The following is a 20,553-nucleotide window of genomic DNA, read 5'->3' as shown; positions in this document are numbered from 1 at the left end:
ACATTCACATTGCGTCGTCGGCGCGCGGATCCACCGCGCGCGCCCGCGATGAGCGAAGGAACTGGAGAGTCCGAACATGGGCTGTCATCGTCACTCCCGCATGGGCCATGAATCTCACTATCGCTTCGGAGACGGCGGACGGCCATGGAAGCCGCTCGAGCTTCTGGCGATGGTTCTGGGCTTTATCGTCTTCTGGCCGATCGGCCTCGCTATCGTGCTCTTCAAAGTGTGGCAGCGGAAGATGGGCTATGAGGGCGATCTCTTCGCCTTCGCGCAGGAGCGCGCGGCCGATGTCCAGGCCCGCTGGAAAGAGGCGACCGGCCAGCCCGGCCCGACCGGCGGCTGGCGCGGTCCGGGCTTCATGCGCTCCTCGGGCAATGTCGCTTTCGACGATTGGCGCGAGAGCGAGCTCGCCCGCCTCGAGGAGGAGCGCCGCAAGCTCGCCGAGGCGGAGCGCGAGTTCGCCGAGCATATAGACGAGCTGCGCCGCGCGCGTGATCGCGCGGAATTCGAATCCTTCATGCGCGCGCGCCGGGATCGCGGCGAGCCGCAGAGCTGAGCGTCTCCGCTCTCGAAGAGCGCCGCGGCCGGAAACGGCCGCGGCGCTTTTTTATTCGGGCCGCAGGTCAGAAGTGATAATTCACGCCGACGCGCACGACATGGCCCTCGAAGCGCGCCGATGTGTGGGAGGCGGCGAAGGGGCCGACCGGGCGGAACAGAGTGAAGCTCTGCTCGAGGCGGCCGAGGTCGTAGCGCAGATATTCGAGCTTCACGCTCCAATTGGGATCGAATTTCCATTCGGCGCCGCCGCCGGCCGCCCAGCCGATCAAAAGATCGGAGGCGCTCGTCGCGCCGGCGCCGAAGAATCCATTGTTCGCGGAGAATTGGAACACGGAAGCGGCGCTGCGCACGCCGCCATAGGCGAGGCCGCCGGTTCCGTAGAGCAGCAGCGTCGGCGTCGCCAGATAGCCGACGCGCCCACGCGCCGTGCCCAGGAAATCGAGGCTCTTCGACGCCCGATTGTCCGAGAAGAAGGTGTTGGCGGCGAAGCGCGCTGTGACCAGAGTGTCGGAGCCGCCGTCGCCCGTCGCCAGCCCTTGGAAATCCGCCTCGAAGCCGAGGACGAAATCGCCGAGCTGATAGTTATAGCCGGCCTGGCCGCCGCCGATGAAGCCGTCCGAGCCGGCGCGAAAGAGGCCATTGGCCTCCGCCGCCCAGGCGATGATCGGCGCGAGCGGCGACAAGGAGGTCGACGACAGAGCGAGGCTGCTGTCGGATTGGAACGTGTAGCCGGCGTTCACGCCGGCGTAGAAGCCGGTCCAGAGCGGGGGCGCCGGAGCCGCGATCGGAGCCGGGGCTTTGCGTGACGGAAGATCGGCGGCGACCGCGCCGCCGGAGGCGAGGGCGAGCATCGCCCCTGCGAGACAGAATCGTGTGGACATCGCTGAACTCTTTTCCAAATTCGAAATCGAAAGGGATTTGAGCCATTAGGCTCGATTCGCACTAAGCGATGATACGGAGAGATTCGTCAAACCGAAATTTCCGGCCGCCGCGCCATTCCGGCTAACGTTCGAGAAACGCTGGCGTTAACCAAATTTCTCGACGTCGCGTTAACGCCCCGCCGCCATTGTCGCGGCATGGCTCGCCGCATAACGCCATTGCTGCTGCTCACCCTCGCGCCGCTCGCCGCGGCGGGGCTGTCGGGCTGCGGCTTCATGGCCAAGCCGCAGCGCCCGGCCTGGCGCGCGCACGCCGAGAACGCCTGCCTCGCCGAAAAGCGCGTGCAGCCCACCGCCTATGTGCAATTCGCGCCCGAGATTGACGGTCCGGGCATTTGCGGCCTCACCAGGCCGCTGAAGGTCACTGCGCTGCAGGGCGGCGCGGTCGCCTTCAACGCGCGGGCGACGCTCGACTGCTCCATGGTGGCCGAGCTCGACCAATGGCTCGCCGATGTGGTGCAGCCCTCGGCCATGGCGCGCTTCGGCCAGCCGGTGGCGCAGATCAACTCCATGGGCTCCTATTCCTGCCGCGGCATGAATGCGCAGGCGGGCGCGCCGCTCTCGGAACATTCCTTCGGCAATGCGCTCGATATCGGCGGCTTCGTGCTCGCCGACGGGCGCGAGATTTCCATCGTGCGCGATTGGACGCATGGCGAGCAGCAGGTGAAGGATTTTCTCGCCGAGGTGCATGGCGGCTCCTGCCGGCATTTCACCACTGTGCTGTCGCCCGGCTCCAACGCCTTTCACTACAATCATATTCATGTCGATCTCGCCATGCATGGCCGCAATGGCGATCGGCATATCTGCAAGCCGGTTCCGCGTGACGTCGCGCCGCCGCCGGGCCAGGATCCGCAGCTCGTCGCCCATGGGCCGGACGACGACGATGTCGACACGCCCGGCGCCCAGCCGCCGCTCGCCGCTTTTCAGGCGCAGGCCTCGCGCGGCGGCGTCAATGACAGCCTCATCCTCGCCGCGCCCATGCCGCCCGTGCGGCCGAAGCCCTCGGCGCTCTCGCCCGAAGGCGGGCCGAAGGATTGGGACGTCACCTCCAGCATCCGCCCGCACGCGCGCTGATTCTCGCGCGGGTTGCGCTGGGCGCATGATTGCCGATATGAATGTCGATCTCATAGACTAGGAGCGCTTTCCGATCGAACGGAAACCTCCGATATTCTTATGGAGCGACATGCAGACGACGTCCGGTCTTTTCCCGTATCGCGGGTTCTTGCGCGCCATCGGCCTCGCGCTTTCATTGAGCTTCGCGTCGGCGGCCTGCGGCGAGACTCTGCTCAACGTCTCCTATGATCCGACGCGGGAGCTGTTCAAGGCCGTCGACAAGGCCTTCGCCGCCGATTGGAAGAAGAAGACCGGCCAGGACGTGCAGATCCAAGCCTCGCATGGCGGCTCCGGAGCGCAAGCGCGCTCGGTGATAGAGGGGCTCGCCGCCGATGTGGTGACGCTCGCTCTCGCCAACGACATAGACGCCATCGCCAGCAAGACCGGCAAGATTCCGGCCGATTGGCAGAAGCGCCTGCCCAATAATTCCTCGCCCTACACTTCGACGATCGTGCTGCTCGTGCGCAAGGGCAATCCCAAGGGGATCAAGGATTGGGACGATCTCGCCAAGCCCGGCGTCGTCGTCGTCGCGCCCAATCCCAAGACCGGCGGCGGCGCGCGCTGGAACTTTCTCGCCGCCTGGGCCTATGGCTTGAAGAAGTTCAACGGCGACGAGGCCAAGACGACAGAATTGGTGAAGGCGATCTACAAGAACGCGCCCGTGCTCGACTCCGGCGCGCGCGGCTCCTCCACCACCTTCGCTCAGCGCGGCTTCGGCGACGTTCTCATCGCCTGGGAGAACGAGGCCTTTCTCGCCATAGACGAGTTCGGCAAGGACAAATTCGAGATCGTGGTTCCGTCGCTATCCATTCTCGCCGAGCCGGCGGTGTCGATCGTCGACGGCAATGTGGACGCCAAGGGAACGCGCAAGGCGGCGGAAGCCTATCTCGGCTTCCTCTACACGCCGGCCGGTCAGGCGCTCATCGCCAAGCACGGCTATCGCCCATCGAAGCCGGAATTCGCCGCGCCAGCGGATTTGAAGCGCTTCCACAAGCTCGATCTGGTGACGATCGACAAGGTCTTCGGCGGCTGGCCGGCGGCGCAGAAGAAATTCTTCGTCGATGGCGCGCTCTTCGACGAGATGCAGAAGCCCTGACGCGAAAGCGGCGGACGCTGGAGTCCGCTGCTCTTTCCCCTTTTTCGTCAGTGCGCGGCGACGCTCGCCTGGCCTTGCAGCTTGCGCAGCAGCTTTTGCGTCACCTCGCCGGTGACGGGAAGGTGATTGTCGCGCTCATATTTCTCGATCGCCTGCTTCGTCGCGCCGCCCATCTTGCCATCCGCATGCAGCGCATAGCCGAGCTTGGCGAGCGCGCGCTGCGCGGCCTGCACATTCTTGTCGGCTTCACTGGCCTTGGGCGCGTCCTTATTCCCGAGCAGCGCCCCGATCGCGTCGCGTTTCTCGCCGCGCGCCGGGTCCGGCTTGGCGGCGGGCTTGGGCGCCGCATGCGCGACCGGCGCGGGCTGGATGGATTGCAGCTGGGCAGGCGCTGTCGCGGCCTGCGGGCGCGCGGGCGGCGACGGCGCCTCGACCGCAGCGCGGGACTCCGGCGCGCGGGGTTCGGGCGCAAAGGCGCGGAACAGCGGCGCCGGATGGCGTCCGTCCTGGAAATACAGCGCATTCAGCGGCACGCCGATCGCCGTCGCGCCGGCGAGGCTGAGAAAGACGACGCCGCGCCGACGTCCGCCGAACAGCCTGGTCAGCGCGCCTTTCTTATTGGCCTTGGCCTTGTCCTTGGCGCCGCGGCCGCGCCGCTGCGTCTCGCCGCGATCCTCGTCGCGGAGCAGAAAATCATGATTTGTGCCGGCGAGAGCTTCACGCAATTTTCTTCACCCTGTCTTCGGCGGCCTCGAGCTCCTCGGCGGGACGGATGACGCCGCGGCGGGCGATCGTCTCGATCCTGGCGAGAGCGGGGGCCTTGTTCTGAAAGGGACGGCAATCGAGGGGCAGGCGCACGGTGACGCTGGTGCCGCTGCGCGGCGCGCTCTCCACCGCAATGGTTCCGCCATGCAGGCCGACGAGGCCGCGCACCACGGAGAGACCGAGGCCGGTGCCTTCATAGGCGCGATCATGGCTGGCGCTGGCCTGGAAGAAAGGATCGCCGAGCCGGCCGAGATCGGCGGCGGTAATGCCGATGCCGCTGTCGATGACGGAGAGCGCGAGGCAATTGCCGTCTGGATAGAGACGAATGCGCACGCGGCCATTGGCGGGCGTGAACTTCACGGCGTTGGAGAGCAGATTGATGATGATCTGCTTGCAGGCGCGCTTGTCGCCGACGATCTCCTCGAGCCGCTCGGTATAATCGCGCGAGAGCGTCACCTGCCCCTGCTCGGCCTTCAGCTGCATCATGCTCACGCATTGATCGACGAGCTCGGGCAGAGAGAAGGGCTCGGGCGAAAGCTGCATGGAGCCCGATTCGATCTTCGACATGTCGAGGATGGTGTTGACGACGGCGAGAAGATGCTGGCCCGAATTGCGGATGATCTCCGCATATTCGCGCCGCTTGGCCGGATCGGCCGGCGCGAGCTGCTCGCTCGCCAGCATTTCCGAGAAGCCGATGATGGCGTTGAGCGGCGTGCGCAGCTCATGGCTGACATTGGCGAGGAAGCGCGTCTTGCCGGCGGCGGCCATCTCGCTCTCGCGGCGCGCCGCCTCTATCGTCTCGGCGGCGTGGCGCTGGGCGGTCACATCGCGCAGAATGCAGACGACGCCGGCCGTGCTCTCGCCAGCGGCGGCCTCCACCAGGCTGCTGCGCGCCTCGAAGAAATGAAACACCGGCTCCACGAACTCGCCGCGTTCGTTGCGCGCATGGCCAATGCGCAGCCGCAGCGTGGCGCGCATCGCCTCGCCAGTGGCGATGGCGTCGGAGACGAGCTTGAGGAAGGCCGGACGATCGCCGACATGGACGCGCTGGAAAAAGCCGCGTCCCATCAATTCGCGCGCGTCGAGCCCATAGGTCTTGGCGGCCTCGCCGACGACGGAGGCGACCGCGCCGCCCTCGTCGAAGCCGATAACGAGATCGCCCGCCGCCTCGGAGACGAGCTGCAGATCGCGACGATTGCGCGCCTCGGCCTCGGCGCGGACCGTCTCCACCTTCGCCGCGCTGCGGGCCAGCAGCACGACATAGAGGACCAGCGGCGCAGCCAGCAGCGTCTCGAAAAATCCGCCGACCGACGCGGCGGTCAGCGCGGCGACGGCGAGCACGACGAGAGCGGCCGCGGCCGTCGCCGAGATCAGCGCGAGATCGCAGGCGAATGTCGCCTCTATGAGAGCGAGCGCGCCGAAGGGCGCCGCAGCGCCGACATGCGCGCCGGTGAAGAGGCAGGCCGCGGCGAGCGCCAGCCAGCCGAAGGCGGCGATTGATTGCGCGGTCTTCAGATTGTCGAGGCGCAGCAGCGCGACCACCGACAGCAGCGGCAATTGCGCCAGAGCGAAGATCGCGCTCTCGCCGAGCGTCGGCGCGCCATTGACGACGATCCACAGCGGAGCCGCGATCAGCACGCCGGCGGCCAGAACGAGATGCGACAGGAGGAAGGCTTCGCGACGCGCGCGCTCCATCGAATCGATCGCGCGCCCGGACTGCGCCAGACGCTCGATCCATTCATTCGACACGGTCGCCCAAGGTGCAGCTGGCTTACGCAAAATCACACGCTCCCGGATTGAGGGCAATGTGACAAATCGGTCTTAAGTGACTGCTAAACCGACCACAGAAATGGAAGATTTCGGGTTTTACGGGCTTTGAACGACGCATATGGTTTGCGACTTCTTAGCCCCGCGCCTTTACGAAGCGGTAAGGGCGGCGCGCCATCGTTTCTCTCGCGCGGCGGCTCCCCGCCGGCGAAGCGAGGCGGCGGCCGTGGGATTTCTCTTCAAGAGCCTGTTTTTCTTCGGGGTCGTCTGTCTCGTCATTCTGCGGGACGCCGAGCGCCGTCCTGCGCCGCGCGCGCCCGCCGTGGCGGCGCGCATCCCTGCAGGGGCTTTCGCCGATCCTCCCGCGAGGCCGCGAGCCGCCGCTAAATCCGAGCCATCGAAATCCGAGCCCTCGCCCGTCGCCTTCGCCCGCGATGCGCTCGCCGATCTCGCCGAGGAGGCGTCCAGCCGAATCGTCGCTGTCGCGCGTGACCATTGCATGGCGCATCCGATGGATTGCCTGCAGGCGGCGGAGCGAATCGGCCGCGCGACGGCTTCGGTCGAGCCGCCGCGGCGGCCCGCCGGCCTCGGCGCGGCGCCGTGATTGCATCGTCGCTGGCGATTGCGCCAAAACGGACAGTGGCCATATAACTGTCGGAAAGGCGTCTCGAGCGGGCGAGCGAACAATGGTGATAGACGAGATCATCGGCAATTTCGAAATGCTCGACGAGTGGGAGGATCGGTATCGATATCTCATCGAGCTCGGCCGCACTCTGGAGCCGCTGCCGGATGAAGCCCACACCGAGGAGAACAAGGTGCGCGGCTGCGCGAGCCAGGTCTGGCTCGACAGCAAGGTGATTCGCGAGGGTCGCGGCGCGCCGCTGCTGTCGCTGCGCGGCGACAGCGACGCCCATATCGTGCGCGGGCTCGTGGCGCTGATTCTCGCGCTCTATTCCGGCCGTCCGGCCGATGAGATCATCGATCTCGACGCCATGCCGCTGTTCACCGAGCTCGGCCTTGCCCAGCATCTGACGCCCCAGCGCAGCAATGGCGTCCGCTCCATGGTCGAGCGCATCAAGAACGAGGCGCGCGCCGCTCTGGCGGCGTGAGCCTCGCCCATCCCGCCGCTCGGCGCTATCGGATCCGCACATCCTCGCCCCCGCGACGTCATGGCCGGGCTTGTCCCGGCCATCCACGCCTGGACGCCGAAGCGTCTCTGAAGTTTGGCGTGACGCGGAAGCCCACGGGCAGCCGGCCTGGGGGACGAATCCGAAGATAGCGGGCGCTTTCCTTTAGCTTCTCAGTTGCTTGGCGTGGATGGCCGGGACAAGCCCGGCCATGACGGCCGAGTGCTTCGCAATGTGTGAAGCCGCTCGACGGGGAAAGGGGCGCCTCTGGCGCATCGTCCCGAAAAGTGCGAAGCGATTTTCGCAATCGAACGCGCAAGTCCAAATAGGGGCCGGCGCCGCGCGCATGTCGCTCGGCGCCGTCGGGAATGACCGAAAATCCAAATGTGACCTTCGTCCTCGGCGGCGCACGCTCCGGTAAGAGCGCCTTCGCCGAGCGGCTCGTGACCGCCGAGCCCGGCCCCTGGACCTATATCGCCACGGCGCAGGCTTTCGACGCGGAGATGCAGAGCCGCATCGCCGCGCATAGAGAGCGGCGCGCCGGGGATTGGCGCACGGTCGAGGCGCCGCAGGCGCTCGCCGCGGCCATTGTCGCAGCGCCGCCGGAGCTTCCGCTGCTGGTCGATTGCCTCACGCTCTGGCTGACCAATCGCCTGCTCGCCGAAGCGGATTTGCGCGCCGATCGCGCCGCGCTGCTCGAGGCGCTCGCCGAGCGGAGGGCGTCGACCGTGCTCGTCTCCTCGGAGGTCGGCCTCTCCATTGTGCCGGAGAATGCGCTGGCGCGGCGCTTTCGCGACGCCGCCGGCGAGCTGCATCAGGCTGTCGCCACAGCGGCGGGGAGGCTCTATCTCGTCGTCGCCGGCTATCCGCTCGTGGTGAAGTGACGCGCGGCCAAGCGCTCCGTCACCTTCTCCAGCATCGCCGGATCATCCATGGCGCGGGCGAGCAGAACGCCGCCCTCGAAAGCTGCGAGTATCGCCTCCGCCTCGGCCGCCTCGCCGCGCAAGGCGAGGCGCAGCCAGGCCAGCGTCTCGGCGAAGAAGCGCCGCGCTTCCGCGCCCACCTCGGACGGCAGGCCGCCCACTTCCGCCGCCAACATGCCGAAGAGGCACATGCGCTTCTTCTCCGCCACTGTGCGGCGGAACATTTCCGCCACCAGCGCCACCGCCTCGGCCGGCGTTCGCGCCTGTGGATCGCCCAGCTCCGCGAGGCAAAGATCGGCGTAGCGCCGCGCCACGGCGGCGACCAGCGCCGGCTTGGTGGGGAAAAAATAATGGACGCTGGCGCTCTTCACCCCGACATCGGCGGCGATGTCGCGAAAGCTCACGCCATTATAGCCGTAGCGGCAGAGCCGCTCCTCCGCGCTGTCCAGAATCCTCGCGGCCGTAACCTCGCCGCGTCGCGCCGTCGCCATTCCACTCCGTCCTTCCGCCCGGGAGTAGCGCCATTGACAGGCACTTCGTCAATGGCGCATTGTGCGAACCTATCATCTGATAGGTAAGCTTTGATCTCCGGGAGGCAAGCCCATGTACGATATGCAGAATGTGAAGCGGCTGAAGAAGATCGGCGACTCGGCGCCCGCCGCATGGGAGGCCTTCAGGCAATTCGACGCCGCGGCGATGGCCGACGGCGCTATTCCCAAGAAATACAAGGAGCTGATCGCCCTCGCCGTGGCGCTGACGACGCAATGCGCCTATTGCCTCGAGATCCACCGCAAGCAGGCCATCGCCGCCGGCGCGACGGAGACGGAGCTGGCCGAGACGGTCTTCATCGCCGCGGCGCTGCGCGCCGGCGCCGCCGTCACCCATGGAACCCATGTCGCCGGCGTGGAATAGGCGTATGGAAAAGCGCGCTATTGCGCCGCCAGCCGATCGGCGGCGGCCAATATTTCGGCGAGCGTGAAATCCGTGCGGCCCTCGAAGCTCTGAAAAATCGCTTCTATGCGCGGCAGATCGGCGAGGCTCTCGACGTCGAGCCGCACATCCGGCCGCGCGACCTCCGGCGGGGCCTTCAGGCTCAGCGGGCGGTAGATTCGGCCATTCTCGCGCAGAAAAGCCGGGCTGCGGCGACGCTGCTCCGGCTCGCCGCAGCGTTTCTCGGCCTCGGTCAGCGCGGCGGCGGTGAAGCCGTCGATCTCCATGCCGCGCGGATAGGCCGGCGCCAGCGTGTTGCCGATCCAATCCAGCATTCCATCGGTCATTTGCAGCAGATCGGCGACCTGGGTGACGAGCGCCGGATCGATGAGCGGATTGCGGGCGTCGAGCGAGACGCCGCCCTTGGCGCCGGCCGCCGCCATCGCCGCGAGCTGGCGACCGATGAGATCGTCGCGCGCGCCGGTCTGGCATGGCGTTCCGCGCGCGGCGCAAAATTCGCGGATCGGCGCATCCTCCGGCTCGTCGCTGGTGGTGACGACGATGCCGGCGAGCTTTTCCGCATGGGCGAGACGATCGAGCAGCCGCCCCAGCAGCGGCGCGCCGGCGAGCGGCGCCAGCACGCCGGTCGCTCGGCCGTCCTGCGTCGTCGCGGCGGAGATGATGGCGAGGACGTTCATGAACGCCGCCTTTCGTGAGCGGCCGCCCTCGGCGGCCTTCCTCGCACGATAAAAGCAAGCGATACGCCAGCTCGCCGCTCGCTCAATCCTGCGAGAGCGGCTCGCCTTCCTCGCGCGGCGTCGGCAGCGGCGCCAGCGGCGGCTCGCCGCGGGCGCGTTGCGCGGCGCGCTCCAGCATTTGCATGAAGTCGTCTATGTCCGCCTCGCGCGTGCGGTGATTGAAGATCGCCGCGCGGATCGTCGGATGTCCGTCGAGCAGAGTGAGCGACGGCGCCGCCTCGCCGCTCTCATGCAGCTCCATCACGATCTCGCGATTGAGCCGGCCGCTCTCGTCATCGTCCTTCACGCCGAAGCAGACGACATTGAGCGCCACTGGCGCGCGCATCTCGAAAGTCTGCGAGGCTTCGATATGGCCGCGCAGCCGCTGCGCCAATGCGCAGCTTTTCTCGATGCAGGCGCCGAGCCGCCGCGCGCCGAAGACTTCTATGGTGAACCAGGTCTTCAGCGCGCGAAAGCCGCGCGAGAGATCGGCGCCGAGATCGCAGGGCCAAATTTCGCCGGCCGCGAGCCCACGCGGCGCGCGCGTCAGATAGGCGGCGTTGGCGGCGAAGGCGCGGCGATGCGCCTCCGGGTCGCGGACGAGGAAGAAGCCCGCGTCATAGGGCACATGCAGCCATTTGTGGAAATCGAAGGCGACGGAATCGGCGCGCTCGAGGCCCTTCACCAAAGGCTTCAGCGCCGGCGAGAGAACGGCCAGCGCGCCGAAGGCGCCGTCTATGTGGAACCAGAGATCTTCCGCCTTCGCTATGTCGGCGAGCGCGTCGAGATCGTCGATCGCGCCCGTGTCGACCGCGCCCGCCGTGCCGACGACGAGAAACGGATGCAGCCCCGCCGCGCGATCCTCGGCGATGGCGCGCTTCAGCTCGTCGATGCGCAGCGAATGCGAGCCGTCCGACTCGATGAGCCGCAAATGGCGCGCGCCGAGGCCGGCCAGCTCCATGGCCTGCCGCACGCAATTATGCGCCTCCCGCGAGGCATAGGCGACGAGCTGCTCCTCGAGCGCCTTGAGCCCGTTCTTGCGCACATTCTTCTCGCCGAGCGCATGCTCGCGCGCGACCAGCAGCGACAGGAAATTGGCGATGGAGGTGCCGGTGACGAAGACGCCGGAGGCGTCCAGAGGGAAGCCGAAAGCCTCCGCCATCCAGGCGGCGATCTGCCGCTCGACGTCGAGCGCGATGTGATTGCGGCCGCCGCAATTGGAGTTGAGCCCCGCCGCGAGCATTTCCGCGATCATGCCCACAGGCGTGCCGGCGCCCTGCGCCCAGCCCATGAACAGCGGATGGATATTGCCATTGGCGTAGGGCTGGATGAAGCGCTCGAAATCTTCGAGCGTGGCGGAAAGGCCCTGGCCCTCGGCCGGCAGCGGGCGCCGGAAGCGCTCGCGCGCCTCCGCTGAAGGCTCGCGCCAGACCGGCCGCTCGCGCAGAGTCGCGAGATGGTCGATCATGGCGTCGAGCGCGCGATGGCTCTCGGCGCGGAACGCCTCCCAATCCGTGGGATCGAGATCCGCGGGCGAGGCGTCTGCGGGCGCCGGGACGGCCGCGCCGATCGGCTTCGGCGGCCGTTGTGAGTGGTTCATTCCCGCTTTCATCCTCGGGAGCTACGTCGTTGGACAGGACTAATCAGCTTTCGCGCTGCGAAGCAATATCGCCGCGCCGAGCGGCGCCGCTTCCGCTCTCGCCGGGCCGGCCGCCCCGGCCAGCCGGGCGACCTCCGCCCGCACCACCGGCAAAAGCTCCTCCGCGAACCAGGGATTGCGCTTCAGCCAGGCCGTGTTGCGCCAGGAGGGGTGCGGCAGCGGGATGATCCTCGGCCGCAGCGCCGAAAGCTCCCGCCAGCGTCCGACCGTTTCAGTGACGCTCGCGCTCGCGCGCAGCGCGACGCCGAGACGGCGCAGATGATAGGCCTGCGCATATTTGCCCACGGCCAGAACCGTCTCCACCCGCGGCAGCGCGGAAAACAGCGCGTCATGCCAATGCGGCGCGCATTCCCGGCGCGGCGGCAGATCGCCGCCATGGGCGTCATAGCCTGGAAAGCAGAAGCTCATGGCGGCGACGCCGATGCGCGAGACGTCATAAAAGGTCTCGCGGTCGACGCCCATCCAATCGCGCAGCCGGTCGCCGGACGGATCGTCGAAGGGAAGGCCGGAGCGATGCACGCGCATTCCGGGGGCCTGGCCGGCGATCAGCAGCCGCGCGCGCGGCGAGACGCGCAGCACCGGCCGCGGCTCATGCGGCAGAGGCGCGCCCTGCGGCCGCTCGACGCAGATGCGGCAGGCGCCGACATCGGCGAGGAGCGCGGCCAGAACGGCCTCGCTTTCGGTGGAAAAGGTCACTTTTGCGTTCCCTCGCGGGACCATTCCATCAAATTCGACAAATGTCGTGAGTCCCCCGTTAACGTTTCCGTCCCATTATCGGCGACGCTCGACCTGACGCCTAGATTGCGGAGAATTATTTCGGCTTCTGGAAAGGGTCGTGACGGCGTTTCCCTTTATGGGGTCGCCGTTCGAAGGCGAGAATTTCGTTGCTTGCGGGTCCAGCGTATCATGAATGACATAACCGCCGAGATGATCGAGCGAGGCCGGGGCAAGGATCCGCGCGTCGTCGCCGAGCGCCGTCGTCGCAGCGCCGAGGTGCGCGCGGCGCGTGAGAAGCTCACCACCTCGGACACGGGACATCGCGGCTGCGACGTCGGCCTCTTGCGCGCCTACGCCTCCGCCCGCATCCATTCCGCTGTGCCGGCCACGGCGCTCATCGCCATGGTGGCGGCGCTCACCCGCTATTGGATGGAGGGCGAGCTCGACATCATCTGGACCGTGCTGGCCTTCTCCAGCTTGCTGCTGTGCTACGGCCTCGCCAAGAAGCTCGAGCGTCTTTCCGACGACGAGATCAATGTCGTCGGCTGGCGCAGCAAATTCGTCGCCGCGGAATTTCTGCACGGCCTCGTCTGGGCGGCGATGGCGCTGCTGCTGCTGCAGGCGAGCGATCCCAACGCCAAGGCTTTCGTCACCGCCATGCTGATGCTGGCGGCGGCCTTCAACACGATGGTGACGGCGACCATACCCTTCGCCGTCTATGCGACGATCACGCCCATGTCGCTCGCCATCGTCGTCTGCCTGCGCATAGACGGGATAGAGGATACGAGCCTCTCGCTGCTGGCGCTGGTGGGCGCGGCGCAGGTCTTCTTCGTCGTGCTGGCCAAGCGCTTTCATCATGTGACGCGCGAGAGCCTGTTCTTCCGTATCGAGAAGGACGATCTCATCGGCGAGCTCGAGCACGCCAAGGCCAATTCCGACGAGGCGCGCCGCCGCGCGGAGGAGGCGAATCTCGCCAAATCGCGCTTCCTCGCCACAATGAGCCATGAGCTGCGCACGCCGCTCAACGCCATTCTCGGCTTCTCGGAAGTGCTGAAGAACGAGCTGTTCGGCGTCCATGCGGTGGCGGCCTATAAGGACTACTCGCAGGACATTCACTCGAGCGGCCAGCATCTCCTCATGCTCATCAACGAGATTCTCGATCTCTCTCGCGTCGAGGCGGGCCGCTATGAGCTGAAGGAGGAGAGCGTCTCGCTTGCCGGCGTCGTCGAGGATTGCCGCCATCTGCTGACCATTCGCGCGCAAAAGCGCGGCATAGAGATGATCGAGGCCAAGGAGCCCGATCTCCCGCGCATTTGGGCCGATGAGCGGGCGGTGCGGCAGATCGTGCTGAACCTCTTGACCAACGCCATCAAATTCACGCCGCAGGGCGGACAGGTGACGCTCAAGATCGGCTGGACCAGCGCCGGCGGGCAATATGTGGCGATCCGCGATACGGGTCCGGGCATTCCAGAGGAGGAGATCGCCGTCGTCATGTCCTCCTTCGGCCGCGGCACGCTGGCGCAGAAGAATGCGGAGGAGGGCACCGGCCTCGGCCTGCCCATCGTCAAGGGCCTCGTCGATCTGCACGGCGGTCTGTTCAAGCTGAAGTCCAGAGTGCGCGAAGGCACGGAGGCGATCGTCGTCTTCCCGCCGGAGCGCGTGATGAACGCGCTGCCGAAATTCGACGACGACGCCCCGCAATTCGCCAGCGTCGAGCGGCGGAGGAATGCGGCGGCGTGAGGACGCCGGACGCGATTTCCGCTAGAATTGCCTCCCATCGAAGCAAGAGAAGGCAGGCGATATGACGGATATCGCGCGTGACATCCATGGCGTTCGCACGCTGCTCTGCTGCGCAGAGGGCGCAAAGCTCGAGACCGAGCGCGACGCCAATGCGTTTGTGAGCGCGGCCTGGGAGCATCAGGCGAATTTGGTGGCCATACCGGTCGCTCGTCTAACGGAAGACTTCTTTCGCCTCGAAACGCGCATCGCGGGCGAAACGATTCAGAAATTCGTCAACTACAGTCTTCGATTGGCGATCGTCGGGGATATATCCGCTCATACGGATCGAAGCCGATCGACGCGCGATTTCGTCTATGAAGCGAATCTTGGGCGATCCATATGGTTCGTCGACGATATCGACGCGCTGACTCGCAAGCTCTCGGCGCTGCGTTCCTGACGCTCCGCCGGCGGCGAACCATAGAGAGGCATCGTGTTGACGTCAGACTCCGCCCTCGTCCTCTTCTCCGGCGGGCAGGATTCCGCCACCTGCCTCGCTTTCGCGCTCTCGCGTTTCGCGCGCGTCGAGACGGTCGGCTTCGACTATGGCCAGCGTCATCGCGTCGAGCTCGAGCAGCGCGGCGTGCTGCGGGAGGGACTAGCGCGCATCTCGCCGCTGTGGGCGGAGCGGCTCGGCGAGGATCACACCATCTCGATAGAAGCGCTCGGCGCCATCTCCGACACGGCGTTGACGCGCGAGGCGGAGATCGCCTTCGACGCCTCCGGCCTTCCGAACACTTTCGTGCCGGGGCGCAATATTCTCTTCCTCGCCTTCGCGGCGGCGCTCGCCTATCGACGCGGGATCGGCAGTCTCGTCGGCGGCATGTGCGAGACGGATTTTTCCGGCTATCCCGATTGCCGCGACGCGACGATCCGCGCGGTGGAGACGGCGCTGACGCTCGGCATGGATCGTAAGCTCGAAATCCTCACGCCGCTGATGTGGATCGACAAGGCCGCGACCTGGAAGCTTGCCGAGGAGCTGGGCGGCGAGCCGCTGGTGCGGCTCATCGTCGAGGAGAGCCACACTTGCTATCTCGGCGAGCGCGGCAAGCGTTTCGACTGGGGCCATGGCTGCGGCGAATGTCCGGCCTGCCGGCTGCGCGCCGCCGGCTGGGAGAAATATCGCGCGGCTCAGCCTTCCGGCGCGCCGAGCTGACGAAACATCACGAGGGCGTCGACGAAGCCCTGCGTCGGATGCCGGAAGGCGCGCGGCAGCCGGCCGACGATCTCGAAATCGAAAGAGCGCCATAGGCGTATGGCGCGGACATTCGTCTCGACGACGAAGTTGAATTGCATGCCACGAAAGCCGCGCTCGCGCGCATGATCCAGCGAATGCGCGCACATTGCGCGCGCGACGCCGCGACCGGCCGCTTCGGCGCTGGTCATATAGCCGCAATTGCAGATATGGGCTCCGCCGCCGGCCTGATTGGCGCGCAAATAATAGGAGCCGACGATCCTCCCTTCGTCGTCTTCCGCGACGAAGGTCTCGCGATCTGCGCCCAGCCAATAGGCGAGGGCGTCGGCCTCGGCCATGTCGCGATCGAGCGCATAGGTCTCGCCGGCGCGGATGGTCGGGCCGATGACGCGCCAGATCGCCGGCGCGTCGCTGCCTCGAGCGCGGCGGATCGATCGGATCACGCCGCTCGAGCCCCTATGTCGACGAAGCTCTTGCCCTCGCGATCCTCGATCTCGACCAGCCACAAATCGGGGTCGAAGGCGATCTCCTTGCGGACGCGCTCCTCCGCCTCCAGCGGCGTCACCCATTCTTCGGCGTGCAGACGCGCGAACAGGCGATCGACGCCCTCCGGCAAATCCACGCTCTGCGGCGCGGGACCGAGCAGCGCCGCGCGTCCATCCAGCCTGTCGATCTTCACGAAGATCGCGCCGGCTTCCTCGGAGCCGCGGCGGCGCAGCATGGCGACGGAGCCGGCCGTCTCGGCGCGGCGGATGAGGGCGGAGACGAAAAAGTCGGATCGAAGACGCATGAATTCTTTTCAGCCATTCGAGCCCGTCCGCGCAAGCGCTTTCGACCATGCCGCTCACGCCAGATCGGCGAGCTGCCCCCGCGCCGCCGAGCGGATGAGGCGCTTTTCCGCCTCCCACCGCGTCGCTTCGTCGACGCTCGTCAGAAATTCGATTCTGCCGCCCGCCAGCGCGGCGATCGGCAATCCATCGCGATAGAGCAGGCGATTGCCGGTGAGCGCGGCGAGCTTTCCGCCCGGCGTCAGCACGCCGATGAGATTGAGCGGATCAGCCGCCGACAGCGACACATAACGCCCATCGGCCGGCCGGCGGCGAATCTCGCGCAGCAGGCCGACGGCGTCCGGCAGCGCATATTGCTCGCCGGAAAAGCCGGCGACGAAACGCCCGCCGCGAATTTCGCCGCGCGCCTCGAGCCTTCGATAGACGCGCAAGAGATCGCGCCAGGGCGGCAGCCAGCCGCCTTCGCGCGCCAGCAAGCGCCAGAAGACGACGCCATAGCGGCGCAGCAGCGCCTGCGCGATGTGCTCCACGCAAGCGTGACGCGCCTGCGAGCCCGGCGCCGCATAGGCGCGGCGAATGAGCGACCAGCGGCCGGCGCTCTCCATGCCGAAGGAGAGCACCTTGCCGCGCCGCCGCGCGCCGTCGAAAGGCTTGCGCTTCTCGGAAGGCACGAGCAGCGCGCGCAGTCCGCCGAAACTGTCCGAGGTGATGAGGCCGAGCGCGGCCAGCTCGCCCAGCGCGGTCTCCAGCTCGGAGCGCAGCAGCCGCGAGGCGTCGACCAGCTCCTCGAAGAACAGCGCCCCCTCGGCGCGCAGCGTCTCGAGCGCCAATTGCGCGCGGCCGCTCAGCGCCGGCGGCTCGGCGGGCGTCGCGATCGAGGTCCAATCGGCTAGGCGTCGCCGCTCCAAGAGAGCGATCGGCGAGCTTTTGATCGGCGAGACCATGCGGGCGCCCTTGGCGGCGGCGGGCGGCGTCAGCCGCGCCCAGGCGATGCGGCCGGAGAGGCAGAGCGAGTCGAGATATCCGGTCTCGTAATCGGCGAGGCGCGCCGGGAGGATTTCCGTCTCCCAGGCGCCCGCCGGCGCTTCATATCCCTCGAGGCCCGAGAGCGCGGCGGGCAGCGCCTCCGGCCCTTTCAGCCTCGCCTCCTCGGCGACATGCTGCCAATCGAAGAGGAAGCGCAGGAAGTCGCGCGCCGCCACCGGCTCGATCTCCGCGCGCAGGCGCTTGATCGTATAGTGGTGGATGCGCGCCAGCAGGCGGCGGTCGCACCATTGCTCGTCATTGGCGCCGGGCAGGAAGCGCCCCCGCATGATCGTGCCTTCCGCCTCCAGCGCGACGAGCGCCGTCGTAAGACTCGCGGGCTCGAGGCCGAGCGCCGCGGCGAGCCCCGTCTGCGTGACCGGCCCCAGCCCCTCGAGCCGGCCGCGCAAAATCTCGATCAGCGCCTGCTCGGCCGACCACAGCGCCGGCGCCTCGCTCTCGGGCGGCGAAATCTTCGGCGCCAGCCGCGCCTTGGGCCAGAGCGCGTGAAATTGCGTCAGCCGCTCGGCCGCGACCCAAAAGGTCGCCGCCCCGGCCTCGAAACGCGTGGCGCGCTTTTGGTGGGCCAGCGCCTCGAGCCAGCCGGCCCAGTCCGGCGCGGCGGCGACCTCCGCCTCGGTGAGGCAGCCGATCCAAAGAAGCGCGTCATGCAGCTCCTCCGGGTCGATGGGCTCGGGCCATGCCTCGCTCTTCACGCGCGCGATCGCCTCCTCGTCCAGCCGGCCGAGATCGGAGGCGCTCTGCGGGTCCTGCCAGCGGCGCGCCATCACCGCCTGCGCGCGGCGCTCCTCGAGCGGCGCGTCGTCGAGGAAGGCGTAAGGCCGCGCGGAGAGCACCTCCAGCGCCAGCGGCGAAGGCTGGGTGAGATCGCAGGCGACGACGCGCGCCTCGCCCAACTCCATGCGCCGCAGCAGACGCTCCAGCCCGTCTATGTCCATCGCCTCGTGCAGACAGTCCCAGATCGTCTGGTTCGTCAGCGGATGGTCGGGAACCTCGCGCTCGCCGGTGAGATTTTCGGCGCAGGCGATCTGATCGGGAAAGACGGCGGCGACGAGATCCTCCGCCTGCATGCGCAGAAATTGCGGCGGCGTCTTCTTGCCGCCCTGGAAGCGTGGCAGAGCGAGCGAGATTCCCGCCGTCCAGCGCCAGCGCGTCATGAACATGGGCGCCGTCAGCATCGCCTGCACCAGCACGCCGCGCACGCTGTTGGAATGAAGATATTTCGCCACCTCGGCGAGCTCGAAACTATGCGCCGTGGTGAGCGAGAGCAGGATATTGTCCTCCGTCGCCGCCGCCTGCAACTCGAAGTTGAACTTACGGCAAAAGCGCTTGCGCAATGCGAGGCCGAAAGCGCGATTGATGCGCCCGCCGAAGGGCGAATGCACGACGAGCTGCATTCCTCCCGCCTCGTCGAAAAAGCGCTCCAGCACGAGGCAATCCTGCGTCGGCAGCACGCCGCCGAAGGCGCCGAGCGCGCCGGCGAGGTATTCGACCAGCTGCTCCGCCGCGGGCGGCGCGACGCCGACCTCCTCCATCAGCCAGCGTTGCGCCTCGCCGCCGCCGGGGTCTCGGCGCAGACGCTCGGCGATCTCGCCGCGCAGGCGCGAGACGGAGAGGGACAGCTCGTCGGCGCGCGCCGGCGCCTCGCCCAGCCAGAAGGGAATGGTCGGCGGCTGGCCCTGCGCATCCTCGACGCGCAAGGTCCCGCGCTCGACGCGCTGCACGCGATAGGAGGCGTTGCCGAGCTGGAAAATATCGCCGGCCATGCTCTCGACGGCGAAATCCTCATGCACCGTGCCGACAATGTGATTCTCCGGCTCCAGCAGCACTTGATAATCGGCGGTCTCGGGGATGGCTCCGCCGGAGGTGAGCGCCGTCATGCGCGCGCCGCGCCGCTCGCGCAGAACATGATTCACCGCATCGTGATGCAGCAGCGCGCCGCGCCGTCCGCGCCGCGTCGCATAGCCCTCGGCGAGCATCTTCACCACATCGTCGAATTCGGCGCGCTCCAATGCGCGATAGGGCCAGGCGCGCTTGAAACGCTCGAAGAGCTCGGCTTCGCCCCACTCCTGCGCCGCGACCTCGGCGACGATCTGCTGGGCGAGCACGTCGAGCGGGCGATGCGGAATCGTCAGCCGATCCAATTCGCCGCGCCGCACGCTGTCGAGCAGCGCCGCGCATTCGACGAGATCGTCGCGCGACAAGGGAAACAGCCGCCCCTTGGGCAGGCCGCCGACGACATGGCCGGAGCGCCCGACGCGCTGCAGAAAGCTCGCGATGGAGCGCGGCGAGGCGATCTGGCAGACGAGCGTCACATCGCCGATATCGATGCCGAGCTCCAGCGACGCGGTTGCGACCAGCGCTTTCAGCTCGCCGCGCTTCAGCCGCTGCTCGGCGAGCAGGCGATGCTCCTTCGCCATGCTGCCGTGATGCGAGGTGACGGCCTCCTCGCCGAGACGATCCGACAATTCCCGCGCGATGCGCTCGGCGAGGCGGCGCGTGTTCACAAAGACGAGGGTGGTGCGATGCTCGGCGATCAGCTCGGCGAGCCGGTCGTAGACCTGAGCCCAGACCTCCGCCGACATCACCGCCTCGAGCGGCGCGCCGGGAACCTCTATGGCGAGATCGCGGGCGCGATGATGGCCGGAATCGACGATTCCCGGCTCGCGCGCCGGCGTCGCCTGCGATCCCGCGCCGACCAGAAAATGCGCCACCGAGGAAATGGGATTCTGCGTGGCGGAGAGGCCGATGCGCTGCAATCCGTCGCCGCAGAGCGCGGCGAGCCGCTCCAGCGAGAGCGAAAGATGCGCCCCGCGCTTATTGGGCGCGACGGCGTGAATCTCGTCCACGATGATGGCGCGCGTCGTCGACAGCGCCTTGCGGCCCGATTCGGAGCCGAGCAGCACATAGAGCGATTCGGGCGTGGTCACGAGAATATGCGGCGGGCGCTTGCGCATTCGCTCGCGCTCGGCGGTGGGCGTGTCGCCGGTGCGCACCAGGACGCGAATATCGACGTCCGGCAGCTCGGCCTGCCTCAGCTTGTCGCGCACGCCGGCGAGCGGCGCCTCGAGATTGCGGCTGACGTCATTGGACAGCGCCTTGAGCGGCGAGACATAGACGATGCGGGTCTCATCCGGCAGCGTCCCGGCGAGACCCTGGCGGATGAGATCGTCGATCGCCGCCAGAAATGCCGCCAGCGTCTTGCCGGAGCCGGTGGGCGCGGCGATCAGGATATTTCGGCCGGATTTGATTTGGGGCCAAGCTTCTGCTTGCGCCGGCGTCGCATTGCGGAAATGATCGGCGAACCATGCCGTAACCGCCGGATGAAAAAGGTGCGACAGATGCATGGCCGTGAGGAGAGCGAGCCCTGGGGAGAGGTCAGGCTAGCGGCGATCGGGCCGCGCGCCAACCATGAG

At 67.4% G+C, this 20,553-nt stretch carries 20 protein-coding genes; 10 read left to right on the top strand and 10 right to left on the bottom strand.

Annotated elements, in window-relative coordinates:
• Positions 1 to 76 precede the first annotated feature (76 nt).
• Positions 77 to 559: a DUF2852 domain-containing protein gene (locus K369_RS17665; RefSeq protein ID WP_084570715.1), complete on the top strand. Its 483-nt coding sequence runs from the start codon at positions 77 to 79 to the stop codon at positions 557 to 559.
• Positions 560 to 626: 67 nt separating this feature from the next.
• Here K369_RS17665 and K369_RS17660 read toward each other — a convergent pair whose 3' ends face one another.
• Positions 627 to 1,442 (bottom strand): outer membrane protein, encoded by an 816-nt coding sequence (locus K369_RS17660; RefSeq protein WP_036292881.1) that lies wholly within the window; start codon positions 1,440 to 1,442, stop codon positions 627 to 629.
• 195 nt (positions 1,443 to 1,637) lie between these two features.
• Here K369_RS17660 and K369_RS17655 point away from each other — a divergent pair, with 195 nt between their 5' ends.
• Both K369_RS17655 and K369_RS17650 read left to right on the top strand, forming a co-directional pair.
• Positions 1,638 to 2,573 (top strand): extensin family protein, encoded by a 936-nt coding sequence (locus K369_RS17655; protein ID WP_036292879.1) that lies wholly within the window; start codon positions 1,638 to 1,640, stop codon positions 2,571 to 2,573.
• Between the two features lie 109 nt (positions 2,574 to 2,682).
• Positions 2,683 to 3,708 (top strand): sulfate ABC transporter substrate-binding protein, encoded by a 1,026-nt coding sequence (locus K369_RS17650; RefSeq protein ID WP_051949366.1) that lies wholly within the window; start codon positions 2,683 to 2,685, stop codon positions 3,706 to 3,708.
• A gap of 47 nt (positions 3,709 to 3,755) precedes the next feature.
• Here K369_RS17650 and K369_RS17645 read toward each other — a convergent pair whose 3' ends face one another.
• Together K369_RS17645 and K369_RS17640 are read right to left on the bottom strand one after the other, a co-directional pair.
• Entirely contained in the window at positions 3,756 to 4,433 is a 678-nt protein-coding gene (locus K369_RS17645) for a peptidoglycan-binding protein (RefSeq protein WP_036292877.1), read from the bottom strand.
• Positions 4,426 to 6,222 (bottom strand): PAS domain-containing sensor histidine kinase, encoded by a 1,797-nt coding sequence (locus tag K369_RS17640; protein ID WP_245278228.1) that lies wholly within the window; start codon positions 6,220 to 6,222, stop codon positions 4,426 to 4,428. The genes K369_RS17645 and K369_RS17640 overlap by 8 nt, the downstream gene beginning before the upstream one ends.
• 244 nt (positions 6,223 to 6,466) lie before the next feature.
• On the opposite strand from K369_RS17640, the gene K369_RS17635 reads away from it, so the two are divergent.
• From K369_RS17635 to cobU, 3 genes are all read left to right on the top strand, one after another.
• Complete coding sequence (locus tag K369_RS17635; RefSeq protein ID WP_036292875.1) at positions 6,467 to 6,844, top strand: hypothetical protein; 378 nt, start codon at positions 6,467 to 6,469, stop codon at positions 6,842 to 6,844.
• An 82-nt stretch (positions 6,845 to 6,926) separates the two neighbouring features.
• Positions 6,927 to 7,349 (top strand): SufE family protein, encoded by a 423-nt coding sequence (locus K369_RS17630; RefSeq protein ID WP_036292873.1) that lies wholly within the window; start codon positions 6,927 to 6,929, stop codon positions 7,347 to 7,349.
• Positions 7,350 to 7,735: 386 nt separating this feature from the next.
• A complete protein-coding gene (gene cobU / locus K369_RS17625) occupies positions 7,736 to 8,251 on the top strand; it encodes a bifunctional adenosylcobinamide kinase/adenosylcobinamide-phosphate guanylyltransferase (RefSeq protein ID WP_036292871.1) in 516 nt (171 codons plus the stop codon).
• Here cobU and K369_RS17620 read toward each other — a convergent pair.
• The gene (locus K369_RS17620) at positions 8,230 to 8,781 is read right to left on the bottom strand and encodes a TetR/AcrR family transcriptional regulator (protein ID WP_036292869.1); all 552 of its coding nucleotides are present in this window, start codon (positions 8,779 to 8,781) and stop codon (positions 8,230 to 8,232) included. The two genes, cobU and K369_RS17620, sit on opposite strands and share 22 nt — an antisense overlap.
• A gap of 112 nt (positions 8,782 to 8,893) precedes the next feature.
• Here K369_RS17620 and K369_RS17615 point away from each other — a divergent pair, with 112 nt between their 5' ends.
• Positions 8,894 to 9,202, top strand: coding sequence for a carboxymuconolactone decarboxylase family protein (locus K369_RS17615; protein WP_036292867.1), 309 nt, complete (start codon positions 8,894 to 8,896; stop codon positions 9,200 to 9,202).
• 17 nt (positions 9,203 to 9,219) lie between these two features.
• On the opposite strand, the gene K369_RS17610 is transcribed toward K369_RS17615, so the two are convergent.
• The 3 genes from K369_RS17610 to K369_RS17600 form a co-directional block, all read right to left on the bottom strand.
• Positions 9,220 to 9,918 (bottom strand): spore coat biosynthesis protein F, encoded by a 699-nt coding sequence (locus tag K369_RS17610; RefSeq protein WP_036292865.1) that lies wholly within the window; start codon positions 9,916 to 9,918, stop codon positions 9,220 to 9,222.
• Between the two features lie 82 nt (positions 9,919 to 10,000).
• A complete protein-coding gene (locus K369_RS17605; RefSeq protein ID WP_051949365.1) occupies positions 10,001 to 11,557 on the bottom strand; it encodes a pyridoxal-dependent decarboxylase in 1,557 nt (518 codons plus the stop codon).
• A gap of 39 nt (positions 11,558 to 11,596) precedes the next feature.
• On the bottom strand, positions 11,597 to 12,313 hold the full coding sequence (locus K369_RS17600) for a uracil-DNA glycosylase family protein (protein ID WP_245278227.1): 717 nt from the start codon (positions 12,311 to 12,313) through the stop codon (positions 11,597 to 11,599).
• A 210-nt stretch (positions 12,314 to 12,523) separates the two neighbouring features.
• Between K369_RS17600 and K369_RS17595 the strand changes: the two genes are divergently transcribed.
• The 3 genes from K369_RS17595 to queC all read left to right on the top strand — a co-directional run bounded on the left by K369_RS17595 (position 12,524) and on the right by queC (position 15,266).
• Positions 12,524 to 14,074 (top strand): HAMP domain-containing sensor histidine kinase, encoded by a 1,551-nt coding sequence (locus K369_RS17595; protein WP_036292862.1) that lies wholly within the window; start codon positions 12,524 to 12,526, stop codon positions 14,072 to 14,074.
• A gap of 61 nt (positions 14,075 to 14,135) precedes the next feature.
• Positions 14,136 to 14,510, top strand: a complete 375-nt coding sequence (locus tag K369_RS17590; protein WP_036292860.1) for a DUF4180 domain-containing protein — start codon at positions 14,136 to 14,138, stop codon at positions 14,508 to 14,510.
• Between the two features lie 36 nt (positions 14,511 to 14,546).
• Positions 14,547 to 15,266 (top strand): 7-cyano-7-deazaguanine synthase QueC, encoded by a 720-nt coding sequence (gene queC, locus K369_RS17585; protein ID WP_018267707.1) that lies wholly within the window; start codon positions 14,547 to 14,549, stop codon positions 15,264 to 15,266.
• On the opposite strand, the gene K369_RS17580 is transcribed toward queC, so the two are convergent.
• The 3 genes from K369_RS17580 to K369_RS17570 are packed head-to-tail and all read right to left on the bottom strand — an operon-like array spanning position 15,242 to position 20,484.
• Positions 15,242 to 15,748, bottom strand: a complete 507-nt coding sequence (locus K369_RS17580; protein ID WP_051949364.1) for a GNAT family N-acetyltransferase — start codon at positions 15,746 to 15,748, stop codon at positions 15,242 to 15,244. The two genes, queC and K369_RS17580, sit on opposite strands and share 25 nt — an antisense overlap.
• Positions 15,745 to 16,095, bottom strand: coding sequence for a DUF1491 family protein (locus K369_RS17575; protein ID WP_036292858.1), 351 nt, complete (start codon positions 16,093 to 16,095; stop codon positions 15,745 to 15,747). The genes K369_RS17580 and K369_RS17575 overlap by 4 nt, the downstream gene beginning before the upstream one ends.
• 54 nt (positions 16,096 to 16,149) lie before the next feature.
• Positions 16,150 to 20,484 carry a DEAD/DEAH box helicase gene (locus tag K369_RS17570; RefSeq protein ID WP_036292856.1) on the bottom strand — a complete coding sequence of 1,445 codons (4,335 nt, stop codon included), beginning with the start codon at positions 20,482 to 20,484 and terminating at the stop codon, positions 16,150 to 16,152.
• Positions 20,485 to 20,553 lie beyond the last annotated feature (69 nt).

This window comes from Methylosinus sp. PW1 (genome assembly GCF_000745215.1).
Lineage (GTDB): Bacteria > Pseudomonadota > Alphaproteobacteria > Rhizobiales > Beijerinckiaceae > Methylosinus.
The sequence above is the reverse complement of the archived record's forward strand: the minus strand, read 5'-3'. Positions and strand labels throughout refer to the sequence as shown.

Excerpts from the sequence above, each read along its gene's own strand:
- K369_RS17665 (WP_084570715.1), top strand. The coding sequence starts at position 77 with ATGGGCTGTCATCGTCACTCCCGCATGGGCCATGAATCTCACTATCGC.
- K369_RS17660 (WP_036292881.1), bottom strand. The coding sequence starts at position 1,442 with ATGTCCACACGATTCTGTCTCGCAGGGGCGATGCTCGCCCTCGCCTCC.
- K369_RS17655 (WP_036292879.1), top strand. The coding sequence starts at position 1,638 with ATGGCTCGCCGCATAACGCCATTGCTGCTGCTCACCCTCGCGCCGCTC.
- K369_RS17650 (WP_051949366.1), top strand. The coding sequence starts at position 2,683 with ATGCAGACGACGTCCGGTCTTTTCCCGTATCGCGGGTTCTTGCGCGCC.
- K369_RS17630 (WP_036292873.1), top strand. The coding sequence starts at position 6,927 with ATGGTGATAGACGAGATCATCGGCAATTTCGAAATGCTCGACGAGTGG.
- cobU (WP_036292871.1), top strand. The coding sequence starts at position 7,736 with ATGACCGAAAATCCAAATGTGACCTTCGTCCTCGGCGGCGCACGCTCC.
- K369_RS17620 (WP_036292869.1), bottom strand. The coding sequence starts at position 8,781 with ATGGCGACGGCGCGACGCGGCGAGGTTACGGCCGCGAGGATTCTGGAC.
- K369_RS17615 (WP_036292867.1), top strand. The coding sequence starts at position 8,894 with ATGTACGATATGCAGAATGTGAAGCGGCTGAAGAAGATCGGCGACTCG.
- K369_RS17610 (WP_036292865.1), bottom strand. The coding sequence starts at position 9,918 with ATGAACGTCCTCGCCATCATCTCCGCCGCGACGACGCAGGACGGCCGA.
- K369_RS17605 (WP_051949365.1), bottom strand. The coding sequence starts at position 11,557 with ATGAACCACTCACAACGGCCGCCGAAGCCGATCGGCGCGGCCGTCCCG.
- K369_RS17595 (WP_036292862.1), top strand. The coding sequence starts at position 12,524 with ATGAATGACATAACCGCCGAGATGATCGAGCGAGGCCGGGGCAAGGAT.
- K369_RS17590 (WP_036292860.1), top strand. The coding sequence starts at position 14,136 with ATGACGGATATCGCGCGTGACATCCATGGCGTTCGCACGCTGCTCTGC.
- K369_RS17575 (WP_036292858.1), bottom strand. The coding sequence starts at position 16,095 with ATGCGTCTTCGATCCGACTTTTTCGTCTCCGCCCTCATCCGCCGCGCC.
- K369_RS17570 (WP_036292856.1), bottom strand. The coding sequence starts at position 20,484 with ATGCATCTGTCGCACCTTTTTCATCCGGCGGTTACGGCATGGTTCGCC.